The organism is Blautia sp. OM06-15AC (genome assembly GCF_003481425.1).
Taxonomy (GTDB): Bacteria; Bacillota; Clostridia; order Lachnospirales; family Lachnospiraceae; genus Fusicatenibacter; species Fusicatenibacter saccharivorans.
Window position 1 is genome coordinate 135,900 of the sequence record NZ_QULD01000009.1, and the last position, 12,355, is coordinate 148,254.

Here is a 12,355-nt window from a genome sequence, read left to right on the forward strand (position 1 = left end):
TCCTTTTTATTTCATCAGCTTCTGGATGGTTTTGCAGAGCTCATCCACGGCGCCTTCTTTTCCCTGCCGGATATCCTCCACAACGCAGGATTTGATGTGGCTGGAAAGCAGTACCTTGTTGAAGCTGTTTAATGCAGACTGGATCGCGGATACCTGGGTCAGGATATCGACGCAGTAGCGGTCGCTCTCCACCATTTCCCGTATTCCGCGCACCTGGCCTTCAATTCTCGAAAGACGGTGGATCAGATCTTTGTATTCTTTTTCGTCCCGCACTTTTTTCCGGTCGCATTCACTGCAGTGTGTACAACATTCACCCATGAGGTTTCCTCCTTGTGTCCCGTCACTCTATATACCCCGTCTGGGTATGAATTTATGATACTCTTTTACCCCGGCTTTGTCAATCTTCGATTTTTGCCGCAAGCGCGCCGTACAGCTTCTGGTTTACCAGACTTGCCGCGCTGCACTCCGCCTCCGGCGCGTTCGCCGACGGCTCTCCGCAGAGATCGACCGCGAGCACCTTTCTCCCCGCAAGACAGTCCTTTGCAAGGGACAGCAGCTCATCCACACGCACATTTCCCTGATCCCAGTTCGTATCAAGCTCCTCCTTTGACAGAATGTCCTTATCGACCGACAGATATACCGGAAATGTTCCCGCATGGGATGCAAAAACCTCTTTGATCTTCGCCGCTCCGCTTCCGTCGTCGAGCTCCTCCTGTGTCACAAACCAGACATGCTCCATCGCTTCTGTTTCCCGCACCGACGCCTCCGGCGGGCCGATCACACAGATTCCTTTGATGTTTTGATACGCCCCGGCAGCATCCCGGATCCAGGAACCGCAGGAGAGCACCGGAAGAAGCGCCGGCGGCTGCATATCGGTATGGTGGTCGAATACGGCTAAAAACAAATCTTCTTTTTCCAGTCCCAGCAGCAATTTGCTCATATAGTGATAATTGCCGGAATCCAGAAGGCGGATCCGCGGCAGCTCTTTCGTTTCTTTTTTTCGGCCAAGTTCCGCTTCCAGAAACTGCTCCGTCCCTGGATCGAGATAACCGTCAGTTCCCCGGAGCTCTCTTAGATCCCAGATCTTTCCCGCCTGCTCCCAGGCATATCCTTCGGACTCATAAATTCCGGAAAGGCTAAAACAAAATGGTTTCATCTTCTCTTTTACTCCTGTTATTTATTTAATGGATTCAGCTTTCTTCCCGCCGTCACAAGAAGAACGGCTGATATCAGAAGCTGCAGAACGGCACTCGCCTCCGGCAGATAATGGATCAGCGGATTCTGTCCGTAATTTCCAAGCAGATAGCAGAGCTGTTCCATCTCTCTTCCATTCCCAAGCTGGCGGCTGATGATCCCCGCAAACGAGGTAAACGGATTGAAAAGAAGAAGGTAAATTACACCTCCTACATCGATCTGCTGATAAGCTGCCGTCATCTCCTGCTGCAGCAGTCCTGCGTAGTAGGCAAGCCCCGTGCAGGCGCATATTCCTACGACCAGAAAAACGACAATGACATAGGAAAGAACGGTCGCCAGTGTGGTCCGCTTAAAAACAACCGAACAGAAAATGCCGATACTGCCGACAAAAATTCCGGTCAGAAGAAGTCCTCCCGCCATCAGAAGCAGTCCGCCAAGGCCGATACCGCCGAACACCACAACAAGGGACAGCACCGGCAGTGCCGAAACCGTCAGTATCAGAACAACGCCAAGCGATGCCTCCAGCTTTCCCGTAATGATTCTCCACGGGTTCAGGTTCGTCGTCAGCAGCACATCCAGCGTTTTTTTCTCACGCTCCAGCGAAATGCTTCCTCCCGCAACCGCCGGAACTGAAAGGACGACGAGAATAAACAGAAGATACGTCATCAGAATATAGCAGTTCATCGGAACGCTGTAACTGACCGGTGCCAGATAGCCAAGCTGGCTGCTCTCCCCGAAATAGCAGACAAACGCAACCACGGCAAGCAGCAGATTGCAGACAAAAATAATCCAGGAAATCCGCGATGACCGCGAGTTCCGCTTCATTTCTTTTTCAAATACAGGATTTAACCGCACGTTTCGTTCCCTCCTTATCCGATCGTGTTTCCGAACGTTTCTGTGTTTCGGCTCTTCTGTTCCGTTTCCCCGGTCAGATGGAAGAACAGGGACTCCAGGCTGTTGTGTTCCCGTGCAAACGAAACCACAAGGATTCCGGCATCCACCAGTTTCTGCAGCAGATACGCCTCCTCCTCCCGGCTTCCCGAAAACCAGGCCGCAATCTTGTTTTCATCCACAGAAAGGCGGCTGACCTGCGGATCCTGCCGCAATAGTTCCAGCGCCTTTGGCACCTGGTTCAGCACAGTGATGCGCAGCGGATTGGAGCTGTCGATCGCAAGCATAATGTTTTCCAGCTTTCCCTGCTGTACCATGACACCTCCGTTGATGACACCGATGCTGGTGCACAGATCTGCTAATTCCGAAAGAATATGGGAGCTGATCAGAATCGTATAATCCTCCCGCGCCAATCGCTGCAGGAGAAGCTGAAAATCCTTTCTCGAACGCGGATCCAGACCGGAATTCGGTTCGTCCAGCACCAGAAGCTTCGGTTTATGGATCATCGCGCGCGCCAGACAGAGCCGCTGCTGTATGCCCCTTGAGAGCGAATCCACCATCTGCTCCTCTTTTCCCGATAGTTCGACCATCTCCAGCACTTCCCGCGCACGGACGGTTCCTACCCGCCCGTAAATTCCATACGATGCGGCAAAAAATTCCAGATACTCTATCACGTTTAAGTTTTCATAAACGCCAAAGAAATCAGGCACAAAGCCGATCAGGCTTTTCTGCTTCAGAATATTTTTTGTCGTCCGCACGCCGTCCAGCCACAGATCGCCGCCGTCGCTCTTTAAAAGCCCTGAAATAATGCGCAGCGTCGTTGTTTTTCCCGCACCGTTCGGTCCGACAAAGCCGTAAATATCGCCTTTTTTTACTTCCATATCAAGACCGTTCAGGGCATATGTTTTTCCGTATTTTTTGGTCAGTTTCTCAATTTTCAGTATCGGCATTTGGCTCCTCCGTTAACAGGTTCTCCAGATATTGCTCCGGTGGGATCTCTTTCGCCTTTACGATCAGATTCGGTGCCTCATAGTATCCATAATTTTCATGATACTCTTCTCCCTTTTCCTCTTCGGAAAGACGGTACCGCACACGGATCTGGTTGTCCGCATTCACATACTGCGCCTCCAGTGCCGGATCACTCGCAAAATCGATCTCCCAGTCGGAAATTTTATCATACGTTCCCGTCTGAAAATTGTACAGATCAATGATTCCATTGAAATTCCGGATCTTGGTCCCATCCTCCGTGCGGGCTTTCTCGAAAGCAAGCGAAAGAATGGTTCCCCGTTTTCCTCCCCCGCCGGTTTCTGCCGCCTGGATCTTATCTTCTAACGCCGTCATCGCATACGGCCAGAATGCAGGATCATAGATTCCCTCGGAATCCGGCTGCATCACGCCTTTAGCATACATTCCATACAGACACCAGATGTTGTTGTTTTCAAAGACACCGTTCAGATAATACGTTACTTCTGTTTCCTCTTCCGAGATTCCGCCGGAATTCGGTCCCATTTCAAAGCTTACCGTGTTTCCGCCGTCCCATCCGCTGTACTCCTGCGCATACGGACAGTACACAACGCCGGCCTCTTTCATGTCCACAAACACTTCCTGATAGTAATACGAGATTCCATACGCTTCGTATCCGCTGTCAAGCTGGAACGTATCGTCATTGCCTGCCAGCTTTCCAAAGAAAAGGCAGTTGTCACTCCGGTTCGGCATGTGATTATAGATGACGCCGTCCAGATAATTTTTCTCTATCTCCGGCAGATCTTCTGCCGCACTCCAATTTCCGAAATCCCGCACGCTGTCCGCTTCTATTCCATCCAGCGTGATCGTCTCCCCGTTTTTGATGTCTCCAATGAGGGCACAGTAACCTGGAACGGCGATCACACAGCTCTCCAGATCATAGCCTGTCTTATTTTCCACGGTTCCGCTGATCTTCTGATCCCAGAAATGAAACGTGCCTTTCAGTCCTTCGCCTTCGTCCAGCGTTTCCATCCGCTGCATGCCGAACTCATTCAGGGCAAATGCAGCCTGATTGGAAATTTCTGCCTTGTTTTTCTGTTCTCCGAAACTGATCTCCGTCTTTTCATATTCCGCATCCTCCGTTTCCGGCTGTGCCGTACTGTTGGACATATAGTCCATACGGTTGTACGTCACCAGATCGTAGGACGGATCCAGATACAGCTCATAGGAAGCATTGTACGGCGCCTGTGCACAGAAATTAATGTAATCTTTCTGGTATGTATCGTACTGCCAGATTTCTCTTACATACGTCAGCACCGGGGCCTTGAGCCTCGTGCTCTGGCCAAACAGACTGATCAGCATAACAAAGACGGCCGAGCAGGCACAGATCGCCCCCCAGAGATACTGACGTTTTCCTGTTTTTTTCAAAAAGAAATACAATCCCGGCCCTGCCAGGACCAGATAGACCAGAATCAGGCCGCCGTACAGCACCGTATTCGGACGGTTCCGGATCTTAGTGTTTTCCAGAAGATCGGAAATCGTATAGTATTTCTGATAATTCGTATTTCGTTTTGCCAGAAGGCGGCTGGTGGTCTCTTCGTCCAGAATATTTTTCAGAAAATCTACCGGCGCTTCTTTAAACGCACTGCGCTGGCTTTCCGCAAATGTCTCGTTTCCCGAAAAGGTAATCAGAAGACCTCCCTCTGCCTGCCAGAGATCAATTTCTTTCTGGATTGTCTCATCCAGTTCTTCTTTGGACTGCTCCAGAAGGATCAGCACATCCGGCGAATACGACTCCGCAAGCCCGACAAGCTTCTCTGCCCGGACAGATGCAGCTTCCACCTCATAAATCCCGTCGTTCAGCGTAACTCCATTCAGCTGCTGCCCGTAATTAGTTTCTTCTTCCACAACGCAGACTTCCACCTTGGACTGGAAGAAGCCTTCACTCGAAATCGTTTCTTCCCGACTGTACACCGTGTCCCTCTGGCTGTTCTCCAGGCGCAGGACACAAAAAGACATATTTTCCACCAGAAGCCCTGCAGAAAAAGTCTTTGTAACGGTTCCGTTCGCCGGAATATAGATTGGAAAACGGTACGTAAAAAGGCTGTTTCTTCCATCGCCCGACCGCTTGACCCCCGGAAACAGTTTTGAGAGAATGCCTTCTCCACTGTTTCTGCGGTAAATCGATTCCGCGGCGTTTTTTATCTGAAAAACAAAGTATCCTTCAAATTCAACAGCGCTCTCATTTGTGATTGTCACACGAATCGGTACGTGATTCCCATCCTGATAGTTTCCTTCGAATCCATAAGAAAAATCAATCTGGTATTCCCCTGCGTAGCTGTTGGCAAGAAGCTGCTTTTCTTTCCCGCCGCTTCTTCCGCCATCCGACGGCGTGTTCTGATAAAGTTCTGTCCGCGTTGTCATCGCAGACACCCTCTGAACTCCCGCCAGAAGCAGAATCAGCAGCAAAATACCGGACAGACAGCAGATTTTGCTTCTTCTTTTCCTGTTCATCGCTTTTCGTCCTCTTTCTTCCCCTTTGGCATTCCGACCGGCAGTTCCACCTCAAAGACGGTTCCCTGCAGATCACTTTTTACCCGCACCTGTCCGTGATGCAGTTCCGCAATCTGTTGTACAATCGCAAGTCCAAGTCCCGTCCCGCCGGTATCGCGGCTCCTCGACTGCTCTGTCCGGTAAAATTTCTGGAAAATATGATCCAGTTCCTGTTTTGGAATGATCCGTCCGTAGTTAATGACACGCGTGACCACATATTCGCCCTCTTTTTCCATTGAGACGCGGATCTGTTTTCCTTCTTTTCCGTATTTGACAGCATTGTTCAGCAGATTTCCAAAGAGCCGTGCCAGCAGCTCACCGTCCGCCTCGAGAAAAATCGCATGTTCCGCATGCAGAAATTCCACCTGAAGCTCATTTTTCACAAAAGACGGCGTCATCTCGTCGAGCATCTGCTCCATCAGCTGCACCAGATCAAGTTTTCCGAGATGCAGCTGCATCTCTTTGTGCTCCAGCTTGACGAATCCAAACAGCTCGTTCGTGAGCTGCTCCAGACGGAGTGCTTTCTGATAGGCAATATCGATATAATGATTTCTCGTCTCCTCATCCAGATCCGTCCGCGTGCGCACCCAGCCGAGATAGCCGATAATCGAAGTCAGCGGCGTACGGAGGTCATGTGCCACGGATGAGACGAGATCGTTTTTCGTATGCTCCGCGATCCGTTCCCGTTCCATAATTTCCTTGATATTCTGCTGCATCGTATTTAAGTTCTCCGCCATCACAGAAAACTCGTCATTTCCCTTTACCTCGATCGGATGATCAAAATCCCCTGCTGATATCTCCTTTACCTTTTCCAGAATCTTCCCAATGTATCGGATGGTTTCGCGCATCAGGAAATAAAAGGTCAGGCAGAACGAAAGCAGCGCAGCCGCCGTCAGAATCATCGTCCGCACCGATGGGCGGAGGCCTCCCGGTCCGATCCAGGCGCTCCGGTAACCGATGTTCATCAGTCCATTGCCGAAAAAGGTCAGAATCCCGTCGGTAAGCGTCACTACAAGCACCGTGACAAGTGCACTTACAATCAGATCAAAGACCATCCTCTGGCTGAAGTTTTTTATAAAATCAGGCTTCAATTTTGTATCCCACTCCCCAGACTGTTGTAATAATCTTATCTTCTCTTGTGTCGTCTTTCATTTTTCCGCGCAGACGGCGGATATGTACCATAACCGTGTTGTTCGCCTCATAGAATTTTTCATGCCAGACGCGCTCGAAAATTTCGTCTGTACCGAACACGCGGCCCGGGTTGGAGGCCAGCAGATACAGAATATCAAATTCAATCGGTGTCAGCTTGATGCTTTCTCCGTAGCAGACAACCTGATGGGTTACCTTGTTGATTTCCAGATGCTTTAAGGAAATCACTTCCTGGCGCTCGTGCGGCTTCGACGGATTCAGTTCGCGGTAGCGGCGGAGCTGGGATTTTACACGCGCCATCAGCTCCAGCGGATTGAACGGTTTTGCCACGTAATCGTCTGCTCCCGTTGACAGACCGACGATCTTGTCGATATCCTGCGTTTTGGCACTTACCATGATGATCGGAATGTTGTTCGTCTCCCGGATGCGGCGGCACATCGCAATACCGTCCATATCCGGCATCATCACATCGAGCAGCACCAGGTCGATTTTTTTCTCCTCCAGAATGCGGAGTCCCTCTTTTGCACTGTACGCTTTTAATACCTGAAATCCATCGCTGATCAGATAAATTTCCAGCAGATCCGCGATTTCTTTTTCATCATCCACAACTAAAATATTTGTTTCTTCCACGTCGTTTCCATCCTCTCTGTTTTTAACTACCGTAATGGTACCATGAATATTCAAAAAAATCTTTACTTAATTCTTACGTCTGTATTATCTATTATAAAAAGAAAAGCCTCCTTCCACAAGAGGCCGCTTTTCTTTTCTTCTTATATTTTTTATCTTCGTACTGCGCGGCGGTATACCACAAGAGAAACCGCTGCGGAAATGACCTCTGTGATCCAGAAGGCATGCCATACGAAAACGCCGCCTCCCAGATGGGACAGCAGGTAAGCTGCCGGGAGAATGACAATGACATTTCGGCAGAGGGAAATGATCAGGGAAGATCCGCCTTTTCCGAGTCCCTCCAGCGCACCGGAGGATGTGATGGAAACTGCCGAAATCAAAAAGCCCACGCTGATGCGTGTCAGCGCCTGTCCGCCAAGACGGATGGTCTCCGGATTGCTGCTGAACAGTCCGATCAGCTGTTCCGGAATGGCAAGGCAGATGCCGGTTCCAATAAGCATGATCACCGCACACATAATCAGGGTGATCTCATAAATCTTCCGCACACGCTTATGCTCGCCTGCGCCGTAGTTGAAGCCGATAATCGGGCGCATGCCCTGTACAATGCCGTTTGCTGTCAGATAGATGAACGTCTGCAGCTTGTAGTAAATGCCGAGCACGACAACGTAGCTCTGGGAATACACGGCCAGGATTCCATTCAGTGCGGAAATCAGAAGAGACGGCAGCGCCAGGTTCAGGATCGCCGGGACGCCGATCGCGTACAGTCTTCCGACCAGATTTTTTCCTTCTTTTAAATATTCCGGACGGATTTTGACCGAAATCGGGCGGATCTTGTAAATGATCCAGTAAATCACGACCGGTGTCACCTGACCGATGCCGGTTGCAAGTGCCGCACCCTCAATTCCAAGACGTGGGAACGGTCCGATTCCGAAAATAATGAGCGGATCCAGAATGATGTTGACAATACAGCCGACCATCATACCGGTCATCGTCACTTTCATCCGGCCGACTGCCTGAAAAACCTTTTCAAAGTAAAGGTTTGCCATGATTGCTATGGTAAACAGAAAGATAATCCGTGAATACCGGACACCAAGATCGATGACAGTTTCGGAAGAAGAAAACATCCGCAGGAAACGCTCGATGACCAGAAGGCTTCCGATCGTTAAAATAACCGCATGCAGCATGGTAAGGGCAAGGCCCTGTGTTGCAGCACAGCCGGCTGCCTTTTTGTCACCCGCTCCCAGATAATACGAAATCACCGCATTCAGTCCGATTCCAAAACCGATGGCAACGGCATTTACAAAATTCTGTACCGGATAAACCAGGGAGAGCGCCGTCATGGCATCTTCGCTGATCTGTGCGACAAAGAAGCTGTCCACAATGTTATATAAGGAATTGACCAGCATCGAGATTACCATTGGAAGCGCCATCGAAACCAGCAGTGGAAATACTGGCTTTTCTTTCATAAAGTTTTCGTTCATTATTACCTCCATTTGTGATCTTTTCTGTTGGTGGGCTTACGTGCAGGCACGGACTTTGCTTCATTGCCCACAAAAAAAGCCACGCAATTATCTGCTTTCGATAATTGCGTGGCGAAAAGAACTTTATTACAAGTTGAAAAATCCACACCAAGTTTGAGAGCAATATACCACACTTTGCCCGGGCTTGTCAAGATTTCTCCTGTAACTTTTTTTATTCTACATTTTTCAGTGCCTCGTCCATCGGAATCTTTTGGATGTGGCGGAACTGCAGCACAGCGATAACAGCATACGCCGCAAGGCCCATCAGATACATTTTTCCGTAAATTGCCGGATCAATATAGTATGTCAGCCAGCCGCTGTACTCGGAAAGCATAATGACATAAATCTGGCGGATCAGCGCGGAGGCAATGATCAGGCTGGCACCGATTGAGACGATCACAACCCAAGTTGTCGCCGTCAAATACAGACTCAAAATTTCCCTGTTCTCGTAGCCGAGAATCTTTACCATCGAAATCGAAGTCGTATTCTTCTCGATGATCAGCTTCGTCAGCAGATAAATCAGCAGCATGAACAGTACAATCGAGAAAACATTGATCAGCTGGAACATTTCTCCCATCGACACATTGAGCTGCCGTGAAATCTTTGTCATATCATCTTCCGTAATTTTCGTCGCGATATACGATTCCTCCAGGTCCGTGATCGGCTCGTTGGAGAAATAGCCGTTAAAGTAGTCCTCTGGATGATCGAATTCCTCGCAGAAGACATCCATCGGCAGAAATACCGCAAGGGCTCCCGGGTAGGCATAAATGCTTTTTACTTCAAAGCTGTACGTTTTGTCCTCATACGGCTCTTTCAGTTCCAGTGTATCGCCGACTTTCATTCCATATTTTTCGGCATAACCGTCGGAAATCGTCACGCCGTCCTCAAACAGTTCAGCGGAAACATATTTGCTGTCTTTCTGAATTCCATATACCGAAATGCTCTCGCCCTCCCGGTTTTTCGGAATATTTTTCAGCGATGTAAGAGCAAACGTTTCCACGCCTTCCGTATTTGTCTTCAGCGATGGCGTCAGAAGTTTCTGCACAATTCCCATCAGCGTGTACTCATCATCCTCATCGATCGGATCCGGGACATTTAAAATATACTGGTAATCTGCCAGCATATTTTCCACCGCCTCCGTCTGGTAATGTGACAGCAGCGGTTTCATCATCATACCGAACAGCAACAGAATATTGGCAAATATGATACCGAGAAACAGGGTAAAGTAACTCGATTTGTTCTGCAGCAGGATCCGCAGACGAAACCGCGAGAAGAACCGGAAGTTCGGAAGACGCACCGCATGGCTTTTTCCTTTCTTTGCAAAATCGTGGCGCAGAAAACGCAGCGGTGACAGACGCAGACGGCCGGAAATCAGCACCGCGTTGATCACAAACATCAGAATTGCCGGAATTACGGTCGTGAGCAGAAATGCATTGGCATTCCACCGCGTCTGATACGTCGGCAGACTGTAACTTCCATAATACATACCGGCGCAGATATCTTTAAACACGGTGTATCCCAGAATATTTCCAATCACCGCCGACAAAATCGTAATCAGTACCGGCAGGGACAGATAATGCAGCAGAAGTTCCCGTCTCGTATAGCCGGATGCGCGCAGCGTTCCGATCACTGACGCTTCTTTTACAATCGTATTGTTTGTCGTAACTGCAAAAATGAACGCCATGATGGCAATCAGGATGTACAGCAGTATCTCCACCATCGCCTTGTCACCGCCCATATCGTCGCCGGTAAATTTGATTGCCTGATTGCCGTAGCGCGGCAGATAACCCGTCAGCGAGGAATGAGCCGCCAGAACCTCGACGAAATCATCGGACCATTCTTTTTCCTCGTTTTCATCTTTCGGTTCCGTATCGTATTTCCAGGAATAGCAGTATTTGATATGGTCATCGGTAATGGCATCATACCCTTCTTCGGTCATGATTCCCACGCCGAATTTAACCGCATCGAACATCATGTCACTCGAATTGCTGAACAGCGCACTGTAATCCGAAAGTGCCACAAGACCGGTAACCGTCAGTTCTTTTTTATCAACCGAGATCACATCACCGACCTGCAGGTCATTATTGTCCGCATACATACGGTCAATTGCAATTTCATCCTTCTGCTGCGGCATTTCGCCTTTCATCAGGCAGACCAGATTGACCTCTGTTCTGTTTTTAAAAAGACGAATCGTGCTCTCTGGTTCCGAATCCAGATCCGTGTCGGCATCTTCGTCTTTATAGAAATTCTCGTAAATCGTTACCTTCTCTTTTTCCAGCCGTGTTCTCTGGTTGTCGGTGAGCTTCTGTTCTGTTGTAAAATTTCCGTTTTCCACGTTGTATTTTTCAAAGCTTTCATCGTAAGCATACAGCATGCTCTCATCCGCAACGAGAAAACCGGACACAAAGCCAATCGTCGCCGTCATAAACAGAAAAATAACGAGATATTTTCCAATATCGTTCTTCAGTTCCCGCAGCAGGCGTTTTCGTAATGGATTTTTCATACTTCCACCCCGCTTTACCAGTCCAGATCGCCGGCGGCGATTTTGGTCTCATTGACGTAGTTTTTACGGATCTGGCCGTCGCGCAGACGAATCACGCGGTCCGCCATGTTTTTGATCGCATCATTGTGTGTTACCATGATGACGGTGTTGCCGTACTTCTGATTGACGTCCTCGATCAGCTTCAAAATTTCTTTTGAAGTATGGTAATCGAGTGCACCTGTCGGCTCATCACAGAGCAGAATGCTTGGATTTTTGATGATAGCTCTTCCGATTGAAGTACGCTGCTGCTGACCGCCAGAGAGCTGGTTCGGCAGCTTGTTGCGGTGGTCATAGAGCCCCAGTGTCTTTAACAGATCGTTGATGTCGAGCGGATGATCGCTTAAGTATGCGCCCACTTCCATATTTTCTTTCACCGTCAGGTTTGGAATCAGATTGTACATCTGGAAAACGTATCCTAAATGTTTTCGTCTATACCGTGTCAGCGTTTTTTCATTCATATCCTCAATTTTTTCGCCTTCAATCACGATCGAACCGCTGTCCGCCTCGTCGATTCCGCCGATAATATTCAACAGTGTCGATTTACCGGAACCGGATGGACCGAGGAGAACACAGATTTCACCTTTTTCCACAGAAAACTGAATTTCCTTTAAGACCTCCACACGGCTTTCACCGGTTCCAAAACTCTTCTTCAGGTTATTAATCTCAAGAAACATAACTTTCCTCCCTGCATCTTTTTTCCTGAGTGTGTAAGAGTCTGTTTTGTGTTAGACTCTTCTAACCCCATAATACTGCTTTTTCTGTGAAATGAAAAGCGCTGTTAATGAGTATTTTTCTCATTAGCAGCGCTCTTTCTTTTATTTTTTAACAGTAAAAAACCATCGGATCTCTCCGATGGTTTTTCCGATATACCTTCAAAACCGCATACACTACACATCTATCATTCCATTTTTTGTGA

General features: G+C 48.7%; 10 protein-coding genes. All 10 read right to left on the reverse strand.

Annotated elements, in window-relative coordinates; all coding sequences use genetic code 11:
• Positions 1-6: 6 nt before the first annotated feature.
• Positions 7-318 carry a metal-sensing transcriptional repressor gene (locus DXB83_RS12360; RefSeq protein ID WP_022463104.1) on the reverse strand — a complete coding sequence of 104 codons (312 nt, stop codon included), beginning with the start codon at positions 316-318 and terminating at the stop codon, positions 7-9.
• 79 nt (positions 319-397) lie between these two features.
• Positions 398-1,156 carry an arginase family protein gene (locus DXB83_RS12365; RefSeq protein ID WP_118697700.1) on the reverse strand — a complete coding sequence of 253 codons (759 nt, stop codon included), beginning with the start codon at positions 1,154-1,156 and terminating at the stop codon, positions 398-400.
• 17 nt (positions 1,157-1,173) lie between these two features.
• Positions 1,174-2,049 carry an ABC transporter permease gene (locus tag DXB83_RS12370; protein ID WP_055217680.1) on the reverse strand — a complete coding sequence of 292 codons (876 nt, stop codon included), beginning with the start codon at positions 2,047-2,049 and terminating at the stop codon, positions 1,174-1,176.
• A 14-nt stretch (positions 2,050-2,063) separates the two neighbouring features.
• Positions 2,064-3,029 carry an ABC transporter ATP-binding protein gene (locus tag DXB83_RS12375; RefSeq protein ID WP_118697706.1) on the reverse strand — a complete coding sequence of 322 codons (966 nt, stop codon included), beginning with the start codon at positions 3,027-3,029 and terminating at the stop codon, positions 2,064-2,066.
• Positions 3,016-5,562, reverse strand: coding sequence for a hypothetical protein (locus DXB83_RS12380; protein WP_118697701.1), 2,547 nt, complete (start codon positions 5,560-5,562; stop codon positions 3,016-3,018). Before DXB83_RS12380 ends, DXB83_RS12375 begins: the two co-directional genes overlap by 14 nt.
• A complete protein-coding gene (locus DXB83_RS12385; protein ID WP_055228565.1) occupies positions 5,559-6,692 on the reverse strand; it encodes a sensor histidine kinase in 1,134 nt (377 codons plus the stop codon). Before DXB83_RS12385 ends, DXB83_RS12380 begins: the two co-directional genes overlap by 4 nt.
• Positions 6,682-7,380 (reverse strand): response regulator transcription factor, encoded by a 699-nt coding sequence (locus tag DXB83_RS12390; RefSeq protein ID WP_022462401.1) that lies wholly within the window; start codon positions 7,378-7,380, stop codon positions 6,682-6,684. Before DXB83_RS12390 ends, DXB83_RS12385 begins: the two co-directional genes overlap by 11 nt.
• A gap of 149 nt (positions 7,381-7,529) precedes the next feature.
• Complete coding sequence (locus DXB83_RS12395; protein ID WP_117510228.1) at positions 7,530-8,858, reverse strand: MATE family efflux transporter; 1,329 nt, start codon at positions 8,856-8,858, stop codon at positions 7,530-7,532.
• 211 nt (positions 8,859-9,069) lie between these two features.
• The gene (locus DXB83_RS12405) at positions 9,070-11,400 is read right to left on the reverse strand and encodes an ABC transporter permease (RefSeq protein ID WP_118697702.1); all 2,331 of its coding nucleotides are present in this window, start codon (positions 11,398-11,400) and stop codon (positions 9,070-9,072) included.
• A 14-nt stretch (positions 11,401-11,414) separates the two neighbouring features.
• Positions 11,415-12,113, reverse strand: coding sequence for an ABC transporter ATP-binding protein (locus DXB83_RS12410; RefSeq protein ID WP_118697703.1), 699 nt, complete (start codon positions 12,111-12,113; stop codon positions 11,415-11,417).
• Positions 12,114-12,355: the final 242 nt, after the last annotated feature.